13 protein-coding genes and 1 CRISPR repeat array are annotated in these 23,452 nt (G+C 73.8%); of the genes, 10 read left to right on the forward strand and 3 right to left on the reverse strand.

What is annotated here, in order from left to right:
• Positions 1-22: 22 nt before the first annotated feature.
• From casB to cas3, 3 genes are all read right to left on the reverse strand, one after another.
• A complete protein-coding gene (gene casB, locus ACZ5OX_RS17695) occupies positions 23-628 on the reverse strand; it encodes a type I-E CRISPR-associated protein Cse2/CasB (RefSeq protein WP_465630778.1) in 606 nt (201 codons plus the stop codon).
• Positions 618-2,330 carry a type I-E CRISPR-associated protein Cse1/CasA gene (gene casA / locus ACZ5OX_RS17700; RefSeq protein ID WP_465630780.1) on the reverse strand — a complete coding sequence of 571 codons (1,713 nt, stop codon included), beginning with the start codon at positions 2,328-2,330 and terminating at the stop codon, positions 618-620. The genes casB and casA overlap by 11 nt, the downstream gene beginning before the upstream one ends.
• 262 nt (positions 2,331-2,592) lie before the next feature.
• Complete coding sequence (cas3, locus tag ACZ5OX_RS17705; protein WP_465630782.1) at positions 2,593-5,532, reverse strand: CRISPR-associated helicase Cas3'; 2,940 nt, start codon at positions 5,530-5,532, stop codon at positions 2,593-2,595.
• 172 nt (positions 5,533-5,704) lie between these two features.
• Positions 5,705-6,535: direct repeats of the CRISPR family, unit length 29 nt; unit sequence GTCGGCCCCGCGCTCGCGGGGGTTGCTCC.
• Positions 6,536-7,014: 479 nt separating this feature from the next.
• Between cas3 and ACZ5OX_RS17710 the strand changes: the two genes are divergently transcribed.
• From ACZ5OX_RS17710 to ACZ5OX_RS17755, 10 genes are all read left to right on the forward strand, one after another.
• Positions 7,015-8,748, forward strand: a complete 1,734-nt coding sequence (locus ACZ5OX_RS17710) for a peptidoglycan-binding protein (RefSeq protein WP_465630783.1) — start codon at positions 7,015-7,017, stop codon at positions 8,746-8,748.
• 19 nt (positions 8,749-8,767) lie between these two features.
• The gene (locus ACZ5OX_RS17715; RefSeq protein WP_465630785.1) at positions 8,768-9,322 is read left to right on the forward strand and encodes a hypothetical protein; all 555 of its coding nucleotides are present in this window, start codon (positions 8,768-8,770) and stop codon (positions 9,320-9,322) included.
• Positions 9,323-9,549: 227 nt separating this feature from the next.
• Positions 9,550-11,397, forward strand: coding sequence for a phage tail sheath C-terminal domain-containing protein (locus tag ACZ5OX_RS17720; RefSeq protein ID WP_465630786.1), 1,848 nt, complete (start codon positions 9,550-9,552; stop codon positions 11,395-11,397).
• Between the two features lie 7 nt (positions 11,398-11,404).
• A complete protein-coding gene (locus tag ACZ5OX_RS17725) occupies positions 11,405-11,929 on the forward strand; it encodes a phage tail protein (protein WP_392870870.1) in 525 nt (174 codons plus the stop codon).
• A gap of 10 nt (positions 11,930-11,939) precedes the next feature.
• Positions 11,940-12,728 carry a hypothetical protein gene (locus ACZ5OX_RS17730; RefSeq protein ID WP_465630789.1) on the forward strand — a complete coding sequence of 263 codons (789 nt, stop codon included), beginning with the start codon at positions 11,940-11,942 and terminating at the stop codon, positions 12,726-12,728.
• Positions 12,721-13,470: a hypothetical protein gene (locus ACZ5OX_RS17735; RefSeq protein WP_465630791.1), complete on the forward strand. Its 750-nt coding sequence runs from the start codon at positions 12,721-12,723 to the stop codon at positions 13,468-13,470. The genes ACZ5OX_RS17730 and ACZ5OX_RS17735 overlap by 8 nt, the downstream gene beginning before the upstream one ends.
• A 34-nt stretch (positions 13,471-13,504) precedes the next feature.
• Positions 13,505-14,773 (forward strand): Pvc16 family protein, encoded by a 1,269-nt coding sequence (locus ACZ5OX_RS17740; protein ID WP_465630792.1) that lies wholly within the window; start codon positions 13,505-13,507, stop codon positions 14,771-14,773.
• 19 nt (positions 14,774-14,792) lie between these two features.
• Positions 14,793-16,847 carry an ATP-binding protein gene (locus ACZ5OX_RS17745; RefSeq protein WP_465630794.1) on the forward strand — a complete coding sequence of 685 codons (2,055 nt, stop codon included), beginning with the start codon at positions 14,793-14,795 and terminating at the stop codon, positions 16,845-16,847.
• Positions 16,838-17,230: a hypothetical protein gene (locus ACZ5OX_RS17750; protein WP_465630796.1), complete on the forward strand. Its 393-nt coding sequence runs from the start codon at positions 16,838-16,840 to the stop codon at positions 17,228-17,230. Before ACZ5OX_RS17745 ends, ACZ5OX_RS17750 begins: the two co-directional genes overlap by 10 nt.
• A complete protein-coding gene (locus tag ACZ5OX_RS17755; RefSeq protein ID WP_465630797.1) occupies positions 17,227-23,451 on the forward strand; it encodes an eCIS core domain-containing protein in 6,225 nt (2,074 codons plus the stop codon). Before ACZ5OX_RS17750 ends, ACZ5OX_RS17755 begins: the two co-directional genes overlap by 4 nt.
• The last annotated feature ends 1 nt before the right edge of the window (position 23,452 follow it).

The raw sequence follows: 23,452 nt of genomic DNA on the forward strand, positions 1-23,452 counted from the left end.
GTCAGCGGTGTTCGCGGGGCGATCAGCCTGCGTCGGGCGCCTTGTCCTTCCAGGCCTGGTAGCCGATGGCCCACTTGAGGCGGACCTCCGGGCGCCGGTCGGTGTGATGCCAGGCCTGAATGTCGGCCATCAGGTGGTTGTAGTCCAGCGGCTGCCCGACGGTTCGCAGCTGGGTGATCAGGCCGCGCAGGTGGACCAGCAGCGCGGACACGCTGGTGGCACCGGCGAGTTGCGCGACCCGCCGGTCGAGCGCTTCCTCACTGAACTTGCCGTCGCGCCGCAGGGCGCGCAGGGCCTCGCCGAGCTTGATGCCGCGGCGGTGCATCGGCGTGGACTGGCTCTGCTGGTGCAGGCCGTAGAGGGCGAGGGCGGCGTGCTCGGCTTTCTGCTCGTCGGAGACCTCGTCACGCAGCGCGAGGACGTCGTTGACCTCGCAGCTGTAGAGCGGCCACATCTTGGGGCTGTCCATGACGGGACGGCCGAGGCCGGAGCGCAGGGCCGCGAGGTCCTCGCCGGCCGGGCGGCGCGGCTGCCCGGTACGGGGGTCGAGGCGCCAGCTGTGGTCGGGGGTGGTGAGCCTGTCCCAGTACGGGCGCCGCTTGGCGGTGGTGGTGTGTTCAGTCGTCAAGGTCCGCTCCAGGGGCTGGGTCGGGGTCGGGTCCGGTCTCGGCGGCCCGGGCGGCGGCCGCTTCCCGGAGGGCTTCGGCGTAGCGGGGGAGGATCTCGTTCAGCTGGCGCCGGAACGCGGCACCGGCGGTACCGAGCTTGTAGGTCTGCGGCTTGCCGGACTTGCCGGTCGGGCCGGCGGTGCGCCCCTGGAAGGTGGTGGCGGGGGCGGACAGCAGGAGCTCGTTCGCCGCGTCCCACGCGCGGCGGTTGGCGAGTTCCTCCCAGGCGAGCCTGCCCCGCTCCAGGACGTCGTCGTCGGTGCCGGCGGCACGAACGCCGGCCAGCAGGCGGCGGACCAGCGGGTCGAGGGTGTGCAGGAGGAGGTCGCCGGGGCGCTGGCCCTTGTCCCAGGGGATGGGGTCGGTGCCGGCGGCCCGGCGCAGGTCGGCGGAGAGGTTGTTGACGGCCTTCGCGAGCTGTTCCGCCTGCTCGGCCACGTCGAGGAGGAGCTCATGGGCTTCGCTGTCCTGGTGGAGGGCCAGCAGCGGCAGCGGGATCTCGTCGTGGATGACGTCCTCGACGACGGAGGACTGGGTGCCGTAGACCATGCCGAAGGTCTCGACCTGCAGCGGGTAGTCGGCGTCGAGCTTGTCGAGCTCCTGCAGGGCGCTGGCCTCGTCGAGCAGGACGCTGGTCTCGAAGCCGCCTTCGGGGCCCTGCCGGGTCGGGGTGAGGAGAGCGTCCAGGCCCCGCCAGGCGGCCTTGCCCTGGGTGTGCCGGCGCGGCCTGCGCTCGGGCAGGGCCGACGCGGACTTCTTGGCGGGAGCGGTGAACGTCCAGGCGGTGTGCGGCTCCTGCACGGGCAGGACCGTGAGCCGGTCACCGGCGCTGATGACCACCCGGGCGATCTTCAGTCGGCCGTCGTCCTGGTGCGGGACGAGCCGGATCCGCCGGGCCTGCCAGGTCCACAGGTCGAGCAGGCCGTCGGCGGGGCGCGGCTTCCAGGCCGGGCCGTGGGGAGCCCGCAGCCACTGCGGGACGCCGAGGGCGCCGGGCGGGGTGACCGGGACGTTCAGCAGGAGCGTCTCGTACAGGGTCCGCCCGGTGGGGATGATGACGCCGAGCTGGCCGAGCGGGCCGGTCGGGTTCCCCGTCGTCTTGCCCGCCTTGACCTCGAGGTCGCCGACGACACCGGTCTTGATCGCCGCGGTGTCCCAGCAGTGGGTGTGCACCAGCCAGTGCGCGGCCTGGGCGGGTGTCAGGTCGAGCGGGTCCGCGTCCGTACGGCTGGCGAACAGCGGGACGTTGTTGCCGCTCGCGGCGGTCGCGACCAGGGCGGCGGAGCCCTTCGTCTCGTCCTTGGCCGTTCGCAGCCCGGCGACCTGCGCGAACGGGGCGGCCGGGTCGAAGAGGTCGAACTTCGCGCGGTGCTTGTCGAGGTAGGTCTGGAGACGTTTCAGCTCGTCCGGCGTGAACCCGCCCTTCTGGGCGAGCCGGTCGCCCTTCTCCCGCAGGGTCTGGGGCGCGCCGGTGGCGTGGGCGACGACGGGCAGCAGGACCTGGCGCAGGACGGCCGGCAGCTGGGTGGAGAACTCGACGACGAGGCCCTCCAGCTCATGGGCCCGGGCCAGGGCCTCGGCGATCCCCAGCTCCACGGGAGGCCCGCCGGTGACGGGCCGCGCCGTCAGCCACGGTTCCTCGACAAGGTTGTACCCAGGCACGCGCTGTTCTCCCAACTGGCCATGTTTAGCTCGTGGTTGGCTAATCCTGGCACCTCTGATGGTCTGTTGTGGGGCGAATGTTTAGATTGCCCCTCGGCCCCGCGGATCTGCGTTGCGCGGGGGTGGCCCCTGGCCGTGTTTCCGGCTCCCGGCCGAGAGCACGTCGGCCCCGCGTTCGCGGGGACGTGCGCCGGCCCCGCGTTCGCGGGGGAAAGGGGCGCGTGTGGGCGGAACGGCATCGCGTCCGTTCCGCCCACGTGCTCTACCGGTAGGGACGCCCGCCGCTCACCACGAGCCCGAGCGCCTCGTCGTAGCACAGCCGGAAGTCTCCGAGCGACGCTTCGCCCTGTTCGTCGAGTAAGAGGGCGAGGCTGTAGCGAAGCCACGGATGGTCCCGCCAGCCCGGCAGCGGACCGAGCCCCTGCTCGGCCACCTCGGTCAGCTTGGCGGGTAGGCGGACCATGCCGCACAGCACGTCGTCCACCACCTCCGCCGCGACCTCGCCGTTCGGCCCGAGCCTGCGGCCCGTCACCGCCCGGAAGCGATCCTCGGTACCGCGCACCAGGACGACCTCCACGCTCCGGTCCCCGTCACGGACGAGCGCCTCGAACTGCCCCTCGGCCACGGTGCCGTGGCCTCCGTAGTGCAGACCGGCCAGGGTCGGAGCCCCGTGCTCCCCGGCGCGGGTCAGCACGTACTCGGCAGCCTTCGCGCGACGCTCGGCCTGCCGCTCCTCCCACTCCCGCCGGGCCTGCGTCTCGGCCTCACCCCACGCCTCCGGGACGACCGGGTCCGACCCGTAGACCCGGGCGACCAGCTCCGGCACCTGGCCGGGGATACTCCAGGTGCCCCCACCGGCCGTCACCCGCTCCACCTCAGCGGCCGTGCGCAGCAGGAGGTAGCGACCGTAAATCCCCTCGGAGGCGCGCAGCATGTGCGGTGCGCCTCCGTCGCTGTCGAGGCTGATGCCGGTGACGACGACCGTGGGCTGCTCCAGCAGGGCTGGACGCTTCACCCCGTCGTGGCGGTGAAGGCGGCCGATGCGCTGGAGGAGCAGGTCCATCGGGGCGAGGTCGGTGATCAGCAGATCGGCGTCGACGTCGAACGACTGCTCCGCGAGCTGGGTGGCCACGACGATCAGCCTGCCGGGACGCTCGACGCCCTCGGCGGGCGGGGCGAGGAGGTTCAGCACCTTCTGCGCGCGGTCGGCCCTGTGGCCCGTGTGCAGGCGTCCGTGCAGGAGCCGGACATCGGCGCCGAACTCCTGGCGGAGGGCGTCGAACGTGGATTGGGCGCGGTCCACCGTGTTGCGGATAACCAGGACGCACCCGCCGTCGACCAGACGCTCCCTCAGGTAGTCGACCACGGCGGTGTCCGCCGGCCCGGCGTCGCTCTCCGCGGCCCGGGAACCGCTCCGGGAATCGGCCCGGGAATCGGTCCTCGTCGGCGGTTCGTCGAGGACCTCGACCCGCACCCGCAGGTCGTCACGCCAGGACTCCGTGCTCTCGACCAGCACCTCCGGCTTCCCATTCCGGCCCGGCCACGCCGCCGTCACACTCGGATACCCCTGCGGCTCGGGCACCTCCAGCGCCGCCGGAGCCTCTGCCGACTGCGTTCCGGCCAGGTAGGTGGCGACCAGACGGCGCCGTTGCTCGGGCGGCAGGGTCGCCGACAGCAGTACCACCGGCACCCCGGCCTGCCCGAGCCACCACAGGCCCTCCAGCAGGAACTGCGACATGTAGACGTCGGCGGCGTGGACCTCGTCGAGGACCACGACCTTGCCCACCAGGCCGGCCATCCGCAGCATCACGTGCTTGGTCCGCGTCGCGGCAAACAGGAGCTGATCGATCGTGCCGACCGCGAACGGGCTCAACAGGCCACGCCGGCGGCCGAGGAACCACTCGGCAGGCGCCCTGCGCTCGACACCCCCGCCCTCACAACCGCCCCCGCCCCCGTAATCGTCGAAGCAATCGGACTGCATGCCGAACTCGTCCACCGTCGAGTAGCGGGCGTCGGCGTCCCGGCTCCCCTCGCCCGCGTCCTCCAGCAGGCCGCGCCACTCCTTGTTGAACATCCGCTTGCCGTGCAGCAGCGCGACCTGGTCCTCCAGCCCCTCCTCGACGTTGCGCAGCCAGGACCGGACCTGGGTGAACATCGGGTCCGAGGTCGCCTGGGTCGGCATGCCCAGATACACCCCGTCCAGGCCGTACCGGGCGGCCAGCAGCTCCGCCGCCGCCAGCGCGGCCTTCGTCTTCCCCTCCCCCATCGGTGCCTCGACGATCACCAGCCCCGGCCCACCCATCCGACGCACGACATCGAGCACCAGATCCTGCGACGGGCGGGTCCCGTGACCGAAGCGGTCCCGGAACGCCTCCGGGCCCGGAGTCGGCAGCACCCCCCAGCCGCCGCGCAACCCGAGGCTCGACCATGCCGCAGCGGCCCGCTGACGCGCCTGGGCGATCGTCACCTTCGCAAGGTCCGTTACCCCGGCGAAGTGCCGCTCGTCGCTGGCGATCCAGTCCGCCATCACGACGTACCCGGATAGCTGGAGCTGCATCGCACGGCCCGGCACCAGGGCCGGCTCCACCGCGGCCAGCGGCGACTCCCCCGCGAAGCCCAACTCACGGGAGAACACCTCCACCAGCGCCGACTGCGCCAGCTTCCACGACGGGCCCTTGCCCTGAAGGTCCTCCTTCTTCTTCTTCGGAGGCAGCTGGCCCAGCGTGGGGAAGCGTCCGTGGTGGCCGGCGACCAGCGGCCAGACCCAGTCGACCTGCTCCTCCGCCCACCCTGCCTTGGCAAGCGCCGCGCGCAGGAGACGCCCGCCGGCCTTGTCGTGCCGCCAGGACTCGGATTTCACTGCGAACTTGTTCCAGGACAGGCCGGATCCGCGAACGGCGTCCGCCAAGTTGGAGTCCAGGTGCTGGAAGGCAGGGACGGCCTTGCCGTAGTCGTGGATCCCGCACAGCCAGGAGAAAAGGCGCCGGCCCTTCTCCCGGCCGCCCGCGACGGCATCCAGACGCTGCTTTGTCACAGGCGGCAGGTAGCGGTCCCAGACGACCTCCGCCACCGCCGCGGTGTCCAGCATGTGCGACAGCAGGAGGTTGGCAGACCCCCCGGCCCGCCCGGCCGACTTCCCCCACAACACGCCCAGCCAGCCCCTGACCTCGGGCGGGTACCACCGCCAGCGGTCCTCGGCCATCGTCCCAACCTCCATGTGCGAGTACGCTTCGGGAGCCTAGGGGGACGCACTGACAATTGGCTTGGCTGCTAGAAGATGTGACGATAACTCAGGAAAGATGGTATGGACCGTCTGCCGAATCGAACTGAATCAATCGGCGCCCCCTGAGGAGAATCGCTGCAGGTCAGGAAGTGTCGGCCCCGCGCTCGCGGGGGTTGCTCCGTGCTGAAGCTGGCGGTGCGCGCGGTCGCCCAGGCGCTGTGTCGGCCCCGCGCTCGCGGGGGTTGCTCCCACGGAAGGGGCGCCCGTGCGCACCGTGGCATGTCGGCCCCGCGCTCGCGGGGGTTGCTCCTCGGTGGGGCTGCCGGAGTAGTCCGGGTGCTTGTCGGCCCCGCGCTCGCGGGGGTTGCTCAAGGCTGGCGTAGATCGGCGCCACGATCGTCAGGTCGGCCCCGCGCTCCCGGGGGTTGCTCCCTCGACACGCTCGGGCACTGCCTGCTGGCTTCGTCGGCCCCGCGCTCGCGGGGGTTGCTCCATGTACGCGCCGATCAAAACCATGAACGAGCCGTCGGCCCCGCGCTCGCGGGGGTTGCTCCCCGATCAGGCAGACCATCCCCACCCCCGGCGCGTCGGCCCCGCGCTCGCGGGGGTTGCTCCGGCTACGACACCTCCAACCCGCCGTCGGAGGTGTCGGCCCCGCGCTCGCGGGGGTTGCTCCTCGTCTTCGCTCGCCGGACCGTCCACGGCTGCGGTCGGCCCCGCGCTCGCGGGGGTTGCTCCCGGGGCCCGACCCCCGGCCGAGCGGACGCCGAGTCGGCCCCGCGCTCGAGGGGGTTGCTCCGGCCGGCACGCCGCTCGGTAACGGCGCTGCGCGTCGGCCCCGCGCTCGCGAGGGTTGCTCCGCCAACGAGATCACCGGCAGTCACCAGTGCTGTCGGGCCCCGCGCTCGCGGGGGTTGCTCCGGCCTCAAGGACGACCGGTGGGCAATCGGTGCGTCGGCCCCGTGCTCGCGGGGGTTGCTCCTCGGTGGCGTTCGTGGTCGTGCCTGGCGCCGCGCTCGCGGGGTTGCTCGTCGTGCGGCGTGCGCGCAGCGCAGTGGCGCCGCGCGGCTGGCGGGGAGGCCGCTGCCGCCGGTGCTGCGGGAGTCTGCCGGCGAGGGGAGGTGCGGCTTCCGGGGCTGGGTGGCGGGGCCCCGGTGGTCCGAGGGGCGCGCGGCCGACAGGATGGGGAGGCAGCTCGCATCCGGTTGAGGGCATTCCGGCGGATTCGGATGGCAGTCCTGTGGCGAACCATCACGATTCCCTCACTCGTCGGTGGAATTGCCAGTGGCACGGGCCGCGCGATGGATTTTCCGGAAATTCAAGATCCTTGGAAAACAAGAGAGTTGACCTTTCTTCGGCTGTACTGTGGAGTGTGGACATGACGCTCTGGCCGGTGTCGTGTGCCCCCGCGTGGGGCCGGTCGGCCGTGGCTGCCATCGGCGCGAAGGGGGAAGCTTCCTGATGGCATACGCGAAGGGTTATGACGTCTCCGACTTCCAGTCGGGTATTCCGGGGGATGCGGACTTCGTCTTCATCAAGGCCACCGAGGGCGGGCACACCGAGCAGTCGGGGTACGCCTCCAAGGTCGCGGACGCGCGGGGGCGGGGGCTGGTGGTCGGGCACTACCACTTCCTGCACGTGGAGAATCCGGTCGACGGCGAGGTGGAGCACTTCTGCCGGGTGGTGGGATGGATCCCCGCGGGTGAGTTGCTGGTGCTGGACTTCGAGCCGTACGGGCAGTCGGTCGGCGACGGGGACGCGACGGCGGCGAAGAACCAGTGGTTGGCGGCGGTCAAGCAGCGCTACCCGGACCACCTGGTCGGGCTCTACACCAACCGGGACTACTGGTTCCGGACCGACGACAACGCGGGCGACTTCCTGTGGATCGCGGACTACGTGTCCGCGGGTTCGCCGCGCATCCAGGCGTCCTGGCGCTTCCACCAGTACACCGACGACCCGCTCGACACCAACGTGTTCAACGGCTCGCTGGACGAGCTGAAGGCGTGGGCCGGGGCCGGCCAGGCACCGGCGCCCGAGCCGCCCACGCCGGCGCCGGACCCCGTGCCGCAGCAGCCCGACTGGCCGGGGCTGCAGCTGGTGAGCCGCGACCAGTGGGGCGCGCGGGCCTGGCGCGAGCCCAACGGTTCGATCCCGTACGCCGGTCCGCGCGCCGGGGTGAAGGTGCACTACCTGGGCACGGCGTACACCTTCGCCACCCACGACTCCTGCCCGGCCTACGTCCGGCGCCTCCAGGCGTCGCACATGGATGACGACGGCTGGTCGGACATCGGCTACAGCTTCGTGGTCTGCGAGCACGGCGTCGTGTTCGAGGGCCGGGGCCTGAACCGGCGCAACAGCGCCAACGGGGACGTCCCGCTCAACGAGGCGCACTACGCGGTGTGCGGACTGGTCGGCTCCTCCGGGTCGACCGAGCCGACCCCGGAGCAGCTCAACGGACTGCGGGACGCCATCGAGTACTGCCAGCGGCAGGGCCCGGCCGGTCCGGAGATCAAGGGGCACCGGGACGGCTACTCGACCGACTGCCCCGGCCCGGCCCTGTACGCCTGGGTGACGTCGGGTGCGCCGCGCCCGTCCGGGACGGTGGTCACCGCGCCCCAGCGGCCGGCGCCGCAGCCGGACCCGACCCCGGCCCGGTACCAGAAGAACGTCGGCGGGCTGGCGTACGGCTACGGCGCGCACGGTCCGCAGGTCACCCTCGTCGGCGAGGCGCTGTCGGCGGCGGGCTTCGGCTCGCACTACAGCCAGGGCCCCGGCCCGGACTGGACCGACGCCGACACCCTCAACTACGCCGACTACCAGCGCAGTCTGGGCTACTCCGGCGGGGACGCGGACGGCGTGCCCGGCGAGGCCTCGCTGCGCCGGCTGCTCGGCGGAGCGGTCCTGCTGGCCCAGGTGTCGAAGTCGAACGTGGTCGCGGCGGCCCGCCAGGACCCGGACGCGCCCCAGGGCGCCACCACCCACGCGGACGACGTGTACACGGTGGAGCGGGCCCTCGTCGCCGAGGGGCTGCTCGACCGGCAGTGGGCCGACGGCTCGTTCGGCACCAGGACCATCGACGCCTACTCCGCCCTCCAGCGCCGGTACGGGTACAGCGGGCAGCAGGCGGACGGCATCCCCGGCATCAACTCGCTGACCCGGCTCGGCCAGGCGCACGGCTTCACGGTCGCCGACTGACGTCGGTCTAGGAGGACCGATGTACCAACTCGCCCTGTCCCTGTGGCGCACGTGCGTGCCCTACGTCGTCACCTTCCTCGTGGTGCAGGCCGCGCGACTCGGCATCCACCTGGACAACGCCTCCGCCACCTCCGCCCTGGTCACCGGCTTCGGCACGGCCTACTACGCGGCGTTCCGGTTCCTGGAGCACCGGTTCGGCGCGTCCTGGGGCTGGTTCCTGGGGGCCGCGCGGCCGCCCTCCTACCAGACGACGGCCCCCGGAACGGGCCCAGGGGCGGCCCCCAAGCCGGAACCCAAGCCGGAACCGGAATCGGCTCCCAAGCCGGAACCAGCGCCGGAACCCGAATCGGCTTCCAAGCCGGCCTCCGAGCCGGCTCCCGCGCCGACGACCGCGCCGACGACCGCGCCGGCGGCGGACACTCCGCCGGTCGTGCCCGAGCCCACGCCCGCGTCGACACCCGCACCCGTGCAGGCGCCCGCGCCGCCCGAACCGGCACCGCCCGCCCCGACACCCGCGCCGACGGATCCCCCGGCGGCCAGACCCGACTACCGGAACCTCCCCGAGGGCGGCTGACCCGCCGCACCGGGCACCGACAGGGGGCGCGGAGTCGCCAATTGCGCGCCCCCTGCCCGATTAGTGCAGTAATACAATTTGCCTTTCCTGTTCGGGTCTTGACGGCCAGTCACCCGAATATGAGACTGAGCCTGCCACCAATGCATCGGGACCGTGCGGCGTGCCCGCAATCCGGTTCGAATCACTTTCCCGGGTCCCTTGATGCACGAAGTGAACGGAGGGGGAATTTGCCGACGACACCGACCTACCCGGGCGTCTACATCGAAGAGCTTCCCAGCGGCGTCCGTACCATCACCGCGGTGAGCACCTCGGTGACCGCCTTCGTCGGGGCGACCCGGCGCGGCCCGCTCGACCAGCCCGTCACCGTCACCAGTTTCGCGGACTTCGAGCGCCGCTTCGGCGGGCTCGCGAGCCAGAGCCCGGTCAGCTACGCCGTCCAGCAGTTCTTCCTCAACGGGGGCTCGATCGGCGTCGTGGTCCGGGTCGCGGCGGCCGGTACCGGCGCCGCCGCGGGCGTCACGCTCCAGTCGACCCAGACCTCCACCGCCACCCCCGCCCTGGAGGTCACGGCCGTCGAGCCGGGGCTCTGGGGGGCGGCGCTGCGGGTCGCCGTGGACTACCGGACGCCGACCCCGGCCGAGACCTTCAACCTCCAGGTCTTCGACACCTCGGGCGCCGTCCGGGAGTCCTTCACCGACCTGTCGGTCCGGGATACCAGCCCCCGGTTCGCCGAGACGGTGGTGAACGACGGTTCGACGGTCGTCCGGGTGAAGGTCCTGGCGGGGAGCCGGCCGGACCCGGTGGGCACCGTCTCCAAGCCGTTCGCGGCCACCCTGCCGGACCTCACCCACGAGATCCAGGTCAAGATCGGCGACGTGTCCCGGACGGTCCGGATCCATGACCCGGCCGTGGACGGCGCCGCGCCGACCACCGTCCCCGAACTCGCCCTGCTGCTGGAACGCAAGCTGCGCGCGCTGCCCGACGCCCCGGGCAGCCGGGTCTTCGCGGGCACCCGGGTGACCGTGTTCGGCCGGCAGCTCCAGGTCGTCGCCGGCTCCACCGACCCGGCCGACGTGGTCCGCTTCCTCGGCGAGGCCGCCAACAACCTCGGCTTGGAGGGCTCGGTCAGCCCGCCGGTCCTCGCCCTCGCCGGCGGCCAGGACGGCGGAGCCCCCGGCCTGACCGACCTGATCGGCAGCGAGGCGGCCAAGACCGGCATCCAGGCCCTGCGCGACGTGCAGGACGTCAACCTGCTGGTGCTGCCGGAACTGGCCGGCTACACCAACGTCGACGACGCCGTCACGGTCGTCTCGGCCGCCCAGGCGCTCTGCGCGGAGAAGCGGATGTTCCTGATCGTCGACTCGCCGCAGGCGTGGACGACGCTGGACGCCGCCCGGACGGGCCTGTCCGCCTTCGACTCGGTGCGCAGCGACCACGCGGCGCTCTACTTCCCGCACCTGGAGCTGGTCGACCCGCTCACCGGCCGGCTGCGCACCTTCCCGCCGTCGGGCACCATCGCCGGCGTGATGGCCCGCACCGACGGCCAGCGGGGCGTGTGGAAGGCGCCCGCGGGCACCGAGGCCGGCCTGCCCGGGGTGCGCGCGCTGACCGTCCCGCTGACGGACCGGGAGAACGGCCTGCTGAACCCGCTCGCGGTGAACTGCCTGCGGACGTTCCCGGTGGTGGGCCCGGTGGTGTGGGGTGCCCGGACGATGGCCGGCGCCGACGTGCTCGGCTCGCAGTGGAAGTACGTCCCGGTGCGACGCCTCGCGCTGATGCTGGAGGAGAGCCTCTACCGCGGTACCAAGTGGGTCGTGTTCGAGCCCAACGACGAGCGGCTGTGGGCGCAGATCCGGCTGAACGTGGGCGCGTTCCTGCACTCGCTGTTCCAGCAGGGCGCGTTCCAGGGCACGTCCGCGCGCTCGGCCTACTTCGTGAAGTGCGACAGGGACACCACCACGCAGGACGACGTCAATCGCGGCGTGGTGAACGTCGTGGTCGGATTCGCGCCCCTCAAGCCGGCGGAATTCGTGATCGTCAAGATCGAGCAGCTCGCCGGACAGTTCGAGGTTTAGGATCTCCATGGTCGAGTTCACCGTCAATCCGCACCGGTTCGACCCCTACAAGAACTTCAAGTTCCTGGTGGTCTGGGACGGCCGGGTCGTCGCCGGGGTCAGCAAGGTCAGCCCGCTCAAGCGCACCACCGAGGTGGTGAAGCACCGCAGCGGGGGCGATCCGAGCGCGCCGCGGAAGTCGCCGGGCCGCACCGACTTCGAGGCGGTCACCCTGGAGCGCGGCGTCACCCACGACCCGGAGTTCGACCGCTGGGCCAACAAGGTCTGGATGGTCGGCGCGGGCCGCGGGGCGGAGGTCTCCCTCCGGGACTTCCGCAAGGACCTGGTGATCCAGGTGCTCAACGAGGCCGGCCAGGTGGCGGTCGCCCACAAGCTGTACCGCGCCTGGCCGAGCGAGTACCAGGTGCTCGGCGAACTGGACGCCAACGCCAACGCGGTGGCGATCCAGAGCCTCAAACTGGAGGTGGAGGGCTGGGAGCGGGACGACGAGACGCCCGAACCGGAAGAGCCGTCGTTCCAGCAGCCGGCCTGAGCGGGGACCGATGGAACTCGCCGGGCAGGCAGCCCTGTTGGCCACCTGGGAGGCCGGGCTGGCGGCGGGCCGCAGCGGGCGGGCCCTGCTGCTGCACACCGTCGCCCGCCCCGGGGCGGGGACGGCGGAGCTGCTGGCCGTACCGCTCGGCGAGCGGGACGCCGAACTGTTCGGCCTGCGCGTGGAGTTGTTCGGCGAGCAGCTGAACGTGCGGGCCGGCTGCCCGGGTTGTGCGGAGGAGATGGAGTTCGCCTTCGACGCCCGGCAGTTGGTCGGTTCGGCGGTGTCGGGCGGTACCGGGGAGTCGGGTGGCGCCGCGGAGTCGGGCGACGGCACCCGGCCGGGCCGAGCCGGGCCGCTGCGGCTGGAACTGGACGGCTGGCGGGTCGGTTTCCGGCTGCCCACCGCCGGTGACGTGGCCGCCGCCGAACAGGCCCCCGCGGGCCGGGGCAGGGCCGTCCTGCTGGAGCGGTGCGTGCTGACCGCCGAGCACGGCGGGGAGCCGGTGGCCGCCCGGCAACTCCCCGAACCGGTCCAGCGGCGCATCGCCGAGGCCGCCGCCGCGGCCGACCCGTGCGCGGACGTCCGGCTGAACCTCAGCTGCCCCGAGTGCGGCCGGCAGGCCCTCGCCGAGCTGGACATCGCCTCCTACCTCTGGGAGGAGCTGGACGACTGGGCCCGGGCGACCCTGCTCGACGTCCATCTCCTGGCCACCGCCTACGGCTGGAGCGAGGCGGAGATCCTGGCGCTCAGCCCGCTGCGGCGCCGCTACTACCTGGAGCTGTGTGCAGATGCCTGACCACTTCGACCGCCTGGTCGCGAAGGGCGCCCGGGGCCGGGACCGGGCCGGTTCCGGGTCCGGGTCCGGGTCCGACGCCGGGCCCGAGGCCGTGGTGCGCGTGCGGCCGCGCCTGCCCGGGCCGTTCGAACGGATCGACGGTCTCGGTCCGGCCCGGCCGGACGTCGACGGGGAGTCGGCCGCACCGGACCGGCCGGACGTGCGGCCGGCTGCCGGACCGCTCCCCCGGCCGACGGCGGTACCCCGTACGGCCCCGGCCGAGGGAGCGCCCCGGACGGCGGCCCACGCCGACCGGCCGGCGGCCGCGCCCGTCCTTCCGCTGCCACGCACACCGCTGCTGGTCGCGCCGCCGATCGCCCCCGCCGCCGCGCCGGCCGTCGAGCCGGTGGTGCGGGCCCGGGCCGCCCGCCCGGCGGCCCCGTCGGCCGGCACCGCACCGCCCGGCACCGCACCGTCCCGGACGGCCGTCCCCCGGGCTGCCGGGGCGCCGCCCGTACCGGTGCGGCCCGCCGTCGCACCGGCGTCCGGACGGCGGGCCGCCCTGGCGGCCGCCCTGGGCCACGCGCCCGGGAGCGGGGACCGCGGGCGGCAGCGGCCCGTCGAGCGGGTGGTGCGGGTCCAGATCGGGCGGGTCGAGGTCAGGGCCGCCGAGCGCACCCCAGTCGGGCCGCGCAGGCCGGCGGCGGCCCGCCCGGCCCCGGCCGTCGACCTGGACAGGTACCTCAGCCGGGAGCCGTCATGACCGGGCGGGTGGGCGCGTCGAGGGAGCGGACCCCATGAGCAACCACCTCGCGATCGCGACCGTGAGCGAGGCGCTGCGGCTGCTCATCACCCGCGCGCTCTCGCCCGACATCCCCTTCGCGGTCGAGGTCGGCGTCCGCAGGCCGCTCACCGAGCCGCCCGCCGACCCGACCATCACCGTCTTCCTGTACCAGGTCACGCCCAACGCCGCGCTGCGCAACCGCGACGCGCCCACCCGCGCGACGGACGGCACCGTGCTCACCCGACCGACCGCCGCCCTCGACCTGCACTACCTGATCAGCTGCTACGGCGAGGAGGCCCAGCTGGTCGGGCAGCGACTGCTCGGCTGCGTGGTCCGGGCGTTGACCGAACAGCCGGTGTTGTCAAGGCAGTTGATCGACGAGGCGGCTGCCCAGCCGTACCTGGTCGGGGCGGACCTGGCCGCCTCGCCGCAGCGCGTGCGCTTCACCCCCACCACGATGGACCTCGAGGAGCTGTCCAAGCTGTGGAGCACCCTGCTCCAGACGCCGTACGCGCTGTCCGTGGTCTACCAGGCCACCGCCGTCCTCGTGGAGGGCAGGACCGACCCGGTGGCCGGCAAGCCGGTGCTGCGCCGTACGGTGCGGGCCGTGCCGTCCCGCGGCCCGGTCGTCGATCGGGTGCTCTCCCGGCCGGCCGGGTCCGCGGGCGCCCCCGAGGACGGGCCGGTGACCAAGGACCGGGAGCTGGTGGTGGAGGGCTCCGGCCTGCGCGCGGACCTGGTCGTGGCCCGGCTCGGCGAGCGGCGGGTGGCGGTCGACCCCCGTGTCGTCCGGGACGACCGGCTGGTCGTCGCCGTACCGGAGGACCTTCCGCCCGGGGTGTACCAGGTGCAGGTGCTGCACGGACTGGCACTGGACGGCCGGCCCGCCGCCGACCACCTCGCCGTGGAGTCCAACGCGCAGACCTTCGCCCGGCAACCGCGGATCGTCGCGCCGATCGGCACGGCGGGCCGCACGGACGGACCGGCCGGGGTGTCGGCCCGGCTGGACGTCCGACTGGACCTGCCGCTCCGGGACGACCAGCAGGTCCTGCTGCTGCTGGACGAGTTGCACCCGCCCGCCGGACGGCCGGGGGCCAGCCACCAGTTCCGCGCGCCCGCGCCGCCGCAGCCGCGCACCGACCCGTTCGTGGTCCGGGTGCCGGTCGTCGGCGTCCGCCCGACGACGTACCTGGCCCGGGTCCAAGTGGACGGCGTGCCGAGCGAGTTGACGGTGTCCGGGGACGGGTCCTTCGCCGGGCCCGTCGTGGACCTGACGCACTGACCGCAGGACGGGGGGAGAGATGAGCACGCGCCGGAGGCAGGGCCGCGACGGCCCGGCGGACGATGCGCACCTGCGGTCGCTGTCGGCCGCGGTCGCCGCCGTCCTCGAACGGCTCGACGCGCACGCGGCGGGCCGCACCGACCGGGCGGCGTCCGACGGGTCCGGGCCGACGGCGTCCGGTGAGCCCGGGCCCGCGGCGTCCGGTGAGCCCGCGGCGTCCGACAAGCCCATGCCGTCCACCGCTGTCGGCCGCCGGGGTGGGCGCCGACCGACCGCCACCGCCCTGGACGCGCTCAGCGCCTCCTTCGGGCTCACCCCGTTCGAGCGCGACGTCCTCGTGCTGGCCGCCGCCCCCGTGATCGACCCCACCGCCGCCGCCCGCTGCGCCGCGGCGGGCGGCGACCCCGGGCGCGCGTACCCGACCTTCTCGCTCGCCCTCGCCGCCCTGGACCAGCCGCACTGGAGCGCGCTCACCCCGGTGGCCCCGCTGCGCCGCTTCCGGCTGGTCGAACTGGACGACGAGACGGCGCTCACCGCCTCCCGGCTGCGGATCGACGAGCGGGTGCTGCACTTCCTGGTCGGCGTGCCGTACCTCGACGTGCGGCTGCACGGGCTGCTCACCCGGGTCGGGCCGCCCGGCGAACTGCCCGGCCCGCACGAGCGGTGCGCGGCCGAGCTGGCACACGGGTGGACCGCGGCCGGGCTGTCCGGCCCGCCGCACACCGAACTGACCGGCGCCGACCGCCGCACCCGCTGGGAGATCGCGGCGGCGGCGGCCCACCGCGCCGGGCTCGGCCTCTACGCCGCACACCGCGAGGACCTGCCCACCGAGCCCGCCGAGCGCGAGCAACTCGCCCGGCTGTGGCAGCGGGAGGCGATCCTGATCCCGGCCGCGCTGCTGGTCGAGGGCGGGGAGCCGGGCGGGGAGCGCCGGCCGGCCCCGAACGGGACGGAGGCCTTCCTGGCGAGCCTGGGGGTGCCGCTGGTGGTGTCCGGCGACGAGCCGCCGCCGGCGGGGGTGTCGGACCGCGCCCGGCTGACGGTGCCCGCGCTCGGCCCCGAGGAGCAGCTGGCGATCTGGGGCGCGGCGCTGGACGGTGCACCGGGCGTCACCGAGGGCGAACTCCGGGCACTGGCCGCGCAGTTCTCCCTGCCCGGCCATGTGATCCGTTCGGCCGCGGCGACGGCCCGGCGGGCGGCCGAGGACGGCCGGGACGTCAGCCCACTGGCGTGGCAGGCCGGACTGGTGGAGGCCCGGATGTCCCTGGACGAGTTGGGCCGGCGGGTCGAGCCGCGCGCCGACTGGGAGGACCTGGTGCTGGAGGAGCGCCAGCGCGCGACGCTGCGCGAGATCGTCGCCCACGTCCGCCGTCGCGGCACGGTCTACCAGGAGTGGGGATTCGAGTCCGTGCTGCGCCGGGGTCTCGGCGTCACCGCGCTGTTCGCCGGCGGGTCGGGCACCGGGAAGACGCTGGCGGCCGAGGTCGTCGCCGGGCAGCTCGGTGTGGACCTGTTCGTCATCGACCTCTCCCAGGTCGTCAGCAAGTACATCGGCGAGACCGAGAAGAACCTCCGACGGGTCTTCGACGCGGCCGAACGCGGCGGCGCGCTGCTGCTGTTCGACGAGGCCGACGCGCTGTTCGGCAAGCGCAGCGAGATCAAGGACAGCCACGACCGCTACGCCAACCTCGAGGTCAGCTACCTGCTGATGAGGATGGAGGCCTACCGGGGCCTGGCCGTGCTCACCACCAACATGAAGAAGGCGCTGGACCCGGCGTTCATGCGGCGGATCAGGTTCGTGGTCGACTTCCCGTTCCCCGGGGTGCCGGAGCGCGCCGAGATCTGGCGGCGGGTCATCCCCAAGCAGACTCCCAGCGAGGGCATCGATCCGCAGCGGCTCGCCCAGCTCACGGTGGCCGGCGGCTCCATCCGCAACATCGCGCTGTCCGCCGCCTTCCAGGCCGCCGACGAGGGCTGCCCGATGCAGATGCGGCACCTGCTGGCCGCCGCGCGCACCGAGTACCTGAAGCTGGAGCGCTCGCTGACGCCCTCGGAGGTCGGCGGATGGATCTGACCGAAGGGGCGGAGACGGGGCGGCAGGGCACCGGGCGTGAGGGCGCCGGGTGGAGCGACACCGGCCTCGGGAACACAGGGCGGATCGAGGTCGAGATCGGCGAGCTGGTCCTCGACGGCTTCGCGCGGATCGACCACGACCGGCTGGCGGCGGCGTTCCGGAGCGAACTGACCCGCCTGGTCGAGGCGCGCGGCGTGCCGCTCGCGGTCGGCGGCGACCGCACGCTGGACGTGCTCTCCGGGCTGCCGCCGCTGCCGGCGGGCGTCTCACCGCAGCGGCTCGGCGAGGCCCTCGCCCGCGCCGTGCACAGCGGGCTGTCCGGGCTGTCAGGGCGATCCGTGCGATCCGGCGGTGCCCGGCCGCCGGGACGGGGGCGGACATGACGCGACCCACCGCCACCGCGAAGGACTCCGCGCCGGACACCAAGCAGGGCGCGGCCCGGCGCAGGACGCGGACGCCGAAGGCCCGTACGCCCGAGCCGAAGGAGATCGTCTCCGGCGCCGGCCAGCCGCTCGACCCGGGCGTGCGGCGGGAGTTGGAGGCGCGGCTCGGACACGACCTCAGCCGGGTCCGGGTGCACACCGACCGGGACTCCGCCGCGCTGACCGAGCTGATCGGCGCGGACGCCGTCGCCGTCGGCCCGGACCTCTTCTTCGGCGAGGGCAAGTACCGGCCGGCCGCCGAGGACGGCCGACGGCTGCTCACCCACGAGTTGCTGCACACCGTCCAGGCCCCGAACCCGCTCGGCGCGCTGCGGGCCGGCCGTGACCTGGGCGCGGTCAGCCTGCCGCTGGACGCGATCGAACGGGAGGCGGAGCACGGCGCGCGCGCCGACCGGCCGACGGCGGCGACGCCGGCTACCACGCCGGGTGCCACACCGGGCTGGCTCCGCTACGCGACCGTCGACGCCGACCGGTTCCGCACCGAGCGGCTCGACCCGGCCACCCTGGTCGAGCGGCTGGCGGCCGGCATCCTGCGCTCGCTGCGCGGCGACCCGACCGACTCCTCCGGCAGGGTACGCCTGCAACTCGCGCGCTTCGCACCCGAGTTGCAGGAATCCGTGCTCGCACGCCTGGCGGACCGGATGCCCTCCTCGGACTACACCCGGGTGCTGGAGCTGGTCGAGGCCGCCGAGCACCGCCCGGCCGACATCGACGGCGCCCAGACGCCCGAGCCGGTCACCGGCGCCGCCGAGCGGACCGGCGACGAACGGACCGGCGACGAACGGAGCGACGAGGAGCGGGCCGGCGACGGGAGGGCCGACGAGCCGGGGCAGGCGCGGGACCGGCAGCCGGACCAGGAGGCGGACCGGCCGGACGGCCCGAAGGGACGGCGCAAGCGCCCCAAGGGCCAGGACGGCAAGGGCCAGGACGACGAAGCGGGCACCGAGCAGGGCCCGAAGCAGCAGGAGGAACAGCAAGCACCGCCCGTGGACGGCAAGGACAAGCGGGCGCCGCAGAGTACACCGCAGAGTACGCCACAGAGTGCAGCACCGACGGGGCAGCCCGAGGCCGCCCCGGAGGCGTCCGCAGCGGCTCCCGGGACGGCATCGGAGGCACCCGCCGCGGCGGAGGAGGCGGGCCGGGCAGCGGCCGCCCCCGTGACCGGGGCGCCCGAAGCCGGGCAGCCGGACGCCGCCGCCCAGCCCTCGGCCGGTACGACCCCGAAGGAGCCGGCCGCCGTCCCGCCGCCGCAGCCCGCGCCCGTCAAACCCGAGCGCCTGGACGCGATCGCGCAGGCCCCGGACAGCCCGCTCGCCCGGCACGGACTACTCAAGGACGACCAAGCGCAGGGCGAAACCCGGGACGAGGAACGGCCGTTGGGCATGGAGCCCGGCGCGGAGGCCGAGGTCCACGACGCCCCCGACGCGGACCGGGAGCAGCCGCCGCAGTCGTCCGCCGCCGAGCCGGAGCTGGGGCCCGCCGACTTCCTGCCCACGTCGGACCTCGACGTGTCCGCCGTCCCGACCGTCGACCGGATCCCGCAGTCGGCGGACGGCGCGCCCGGCGCGAACGCCGAGGCGCCGGCGTTCCCCGAGCCGCCCGCGACCAAGGCCGAGGCGGTCCAGGAGGAGCGGGCGAGCCGACCGGAGGGCGACGAGGAGCCGGCGGCCTCACCCGAGCCTGCCCCCGCCGCGGACGCCGGGACGGCAGGGACGGCGGGGCCCGCCGGGCAGGCTGCGGAGGCCGTGGAGGCCGAGGACCGCGGCAGCCGTGACCTCCAGCCGGAACAGCCGGTCGAGCAGGAGGTGGGCCCCGATCCGGCCCAGGGCCAGGCGGCCGCCCCTGCTGCGGCCCCGGATCCGCAGCCGGAGCCGCAGCCGGCCCCGGACCCGCAGCACGAGCCGCAGGAGCAGCAGCCGGAAGAGCCCGCCGCCGAGGCGCGGGACTCCGAGAAGCCGAGCGCCCGGGAGCGCACCGCCGCCCCCGCCGGGGCGGGATCAATCGGCGCCGACGGCCCGGAGAGCCCGCCCGGGGCCGAGCCCGACACCGCGCCGTCCACCGCCGTACCGTCCGACGCCGCCGTACCGTCCGACACCTCCGCGCCGTCCGACGCCGCCGCCGGTCCGGCGGCCGAGCAGTCCGACGCACCGGGCGGGCTCAGCGCCCAGCCCGCCCCGGACGCCTCCCTGGAGTCCGGCGGCGGCTCCTGCGCGGGCCCCCAGCAGCCCACCACCGAGGCGGAGCCGGACGGTGCCGCCGGTGGCGCCGGAGGCGGCTGCGCGGCCGGGGCCGGGGGCGGCGCGGCCGGAGCCCCCGCCGAGCGGCAGGAGAAGCCGGCTCCGCCCGACGTCTCCGGCCAGGACCCCCAGGGCGCACTCGCCACCGCCGCGAGCCTGCCGCCCGATCAGATGGCCGTGACGCTGGACGGCGTGGACGGTTCGGTGGACCGTACGGTCGGCGAGCAGCACGCCCGGCTGCAGGCGGCCCCGCCCGCCGTCCAGCGCCCGTCCGGGGCGCCGCAGACCCAGTCCGGCCCGCCCGAGGCCGCGCCGCCGGCCGAGGCGGTGACGGAGCGGCTGGAGCGGGTCGGTCCGCAGGGCGCGGACGGCGGGCAGCAGCAGGCCGGGCAGAAGAAGGTCGAGGGCCGCAACCCCGCCGACCGGGTCGCCGATCCCCACGTCGCCGACGACGCGAGCGGCCAGGTCTCGGCGCAGGAGGTGCAGCAGGTCCAGGGGGCCGTCGACGGGGTGCCCTCGACCGACCCGGCGCTGAACACCACCGTCGGCCCGGCCCCCAGGGTCGAACTGACCGGCGAGAGCGACCCGGCGCGCACCGACCGGCAGGCGGCGAAGCTCAAGGACAGCTCCGCCAGGATCCTCGGCGTCGGCCGGGAGGACGCCGCCAAGCCGATGGGCGAGGACCGGATCTACCCGGACGTGCCGAAGGAGACCCTCACCGCCTCCGTACCGGGCGGCGGCCGCAGGCGCGGGGGCGCCGGCGCCGGACGCGCGGCCGACACCAAGCCGGGCATCGGCATCGTCACCCAGCAGGAGCGCGGGCCACAGATCCAGGCCGCCGTCGGTGAGGGCCAGGGCCGGCTGGGCTCCGAGCAGGCCAAGCAGAAGCAGGGCGAGGCGGACGCGCGTCGGCAGAACCAGGCCGAGATCGACCAGGCGGTGGCCGACGACGCCCAGGCCCAGGCCGGCGAGCGGGGCGACGCCGCGGAGAAGGTCAGGGCCGAGCGCGAGCAGTGGCGCACCGAGCAGGACCAGAAGGTCTCCGGCGCGGACCAGGACGCCGGCGCCGAGCACAAGGACAAGACCGGGCAGATCGACGGGAAGCGGACCGAGGCCGACAAGGACGTCCAGGACCGTCAGCAGCAGGACAACCAGAAGATCCAGGACAAGCGGAAGGAGGCCGAGGAGAAGGCGCAGAAGGAGAAGGACCGCAAGAAGGAGGAGTCCGAGGGCTGGTGGGGCTGGGTCAAGTCCAAGGTCAAGGCGGCCTTCGACGCGCTGGTCGAGGCGGTCACCAAGGTCTTCGACTACTTCCGCGGCCTGATCAACGACATCATCGACGGCTTCCGCAAGTTCGCGAACTGGGCGATCGACCAGGCGCGGAAGTTCGCCGTCGACCTGATCAACAAGCTCGCGGACGCGCTGATCAAGATCTGCGACGTGCTGCTGGCGGCCTTCCCCGAACTTCGGGACAAGTTCCGCAGGAAGATCGAGGAGTGGCGCGACAAGGCCGTCGCCAAGGTCAACGAGTGGGCCGACAAGCTGAAGAACGCCGTCAACAAGCTGCTCGACGCGCTGGCGGCCGGGCTGAACGCGCTGCTGGACGCGCTGGAGGCGGGGCTGAAGGCCGCCATCGAGGCCGTCCGCAAGGCGGTGATGGACGCCATCGACTTCGTGCAGAAGGCGATCGCGGTGTTCGGCGAGTTCGCGGCCCTGATCGGCGACATCGCCCCCGACCCTGGCGGGTGGCTGAAGAAGCTCGGCACCGCGGCGGTCGACGGCATCCAGCACTACCTGTGGGGCGCGATCAAGAGCGCGGTGAAGCAGTGGTTCAACGACAAGGTGGAGTCGGTCGTCGGCCTGACCTCCACCATCGTCAACGTCCTGGTCAAGGGCTGCATCTCGATGGCCCAGATCGGACGGATGGCCTGGCAGGCGATCGTGGCGGCGCTGCCCGGAATGATCGTCTCGATCGTCGTCGAGAAGCTGGTGTCGATGATCGTGCCGGCGGCCGGTGCGATCATGGCCGTCATCCAGGGCCTGGTCGCGGCATGGAACACCATCAGCAAGATCATCGCCGCGATCGGGAAGTTCGTCGCCTTCCTCAAGGCCGTCAAGTCCGGATCAGCCGCCTGCCTGTTCGCCGACGCGGTCGCGGCGGGCGTGGTCGCACTGCTCGACTTCATCTCCAACTTCCTGCTCAGCAAGCTCAAGGGAGCCGGGAAGGCCGTCGGCACCAAACTCAAGGGGATCGCCCAGCGGATCCTGAAGGGCCTCGCCAGGGCCGGCCGGGGCGCCCGCAAGGCGGCCGGACGGGCCGTCGACAAGGCCAGGGCGAGCCTGCGCCGGGCCACCCGGACGCTCCGCCGGCGCCCCTCCCCCAGCCGGACCGCCACCCGCCCCGCCCGCACCGGGCCCGCCCGGCACACCATCGAACACGCGAAGCGCCCGGCACTCACCCCGGGACGCCCCCGCCGCGAGGTCACCCGCCCGAAGCCCACCCCCCGCCGCCGCCCCACCTCCCCCGTCGGCCGCGCCCTCAACGCCTCCCGCCAGACCGTCAAGGCCGCTCTCAACCGCGTCCGCACCGCCGCCCGCGCCCTCGGCCGCAAGCTGCTCCACAGCAAGCTCGGCCGCGCCCTCACCAACGGCGCCCACCGCATCCGCGACGCCTACCGCAGGCAACGCGAGCGCCTCCGCGCCTGGCAGCAGAAGCGCCGGCAACAGCGCGCCGAGCGCCGCGCCCACGAGAACTCGCCCCAGGCGAAGCAGCAGCGGCTGGACCTGATCGTGGCCCGCATCCGGCCGAGGATTCAGCGCCTGCTGGCCCGGGGCCTCCGGCAGGTGGTCCTCCGGCCCGTCCTGGCCGGGCTGCGGGCCTGGTACCGGCTCACCTCGCTGGCGGAGGCGGGGAGTCCGGCCTTCACCGTCGAGGCCCTGCTCAACCCAAGGGCCGTGGCCGGGGGCGGCTTCGAGCTGACGCCGGAGGAGGTCCGCCGGATCATCCGCACGGAGGCGACCGCCCTGCTGGAGCGGGCCGACGTCATCGCCGTCGCCACGCACATGCGGATCCTCAAGCACCAGGCCGGTGCCGACGCCGTGAACCAGCCGCTCCGGACACAGGGTTCACAGGACATACCCGGCGTCGTCAGGTACCTCAGGAACCGCGGCACGAGCCTCGAACTCTCGGCCGCGCCGAGCGGTTCTCGCGTCGTCCTCCCTCCGTACGCCGTCACGACCGGGAAGATGGAGCACTACCTGGTCGGGCCGAACGGCGAACCGGTCAAGGAACAGAAGAAGCGGGGCGGCACCAACGCGATCACCCAGGGAGTCGGCGCGTACCCGGAGATCGCGACCGATCTGACCCGGCTCGGCCTGTCCGAGATCGACTTCGCCACGGCGCTGAGGGCGTACAGCACGAACAGCCACCTGCCTCCTTCGTTCACGCCGGCCCAACAGGAGCTCGTGCGCAATGCACACTGGCTGATGTTCGTCCGCGAGTCCGCCAGAAGCCCCGCCAACCTCGGATTCGCGGCCGTGACGACCGATCTGCTGGCACGCGGGCGGAAGAACGGCGGGCTGGACCTGCACCAGGCGTTCGCCGAGTACGAGAACACGAACGAGAACGGGGAGGAGAACCAGGACCGGCGGCTGGGCCAGCGCGGCCGGTTCCCGATGTCGATGATCCGCGCGGCAGCCGCGGCCCGCGGTCTCACCCAGGAGGACGAGGGCCAACGCACCAGGCTCCAGGGCACCGGGGCCACTCGCGAGGAACTTCGGTTCCGCGAGATCCAGCTCGGCGAGGCCTGGGCAGTCCTCCAGAACGGCGGCCAGGGGATCCTCGGCGAAAACGAGGAGAAGACCCTGGAAGCCGGCAACAAGCTGGTCCGAGAATTCCTGCTGAAGTTCTACGGTCTGAAATAAG

It is taken from the genome of Kitasatospora sp. NPDC032121, assembly GCF_055580145.1.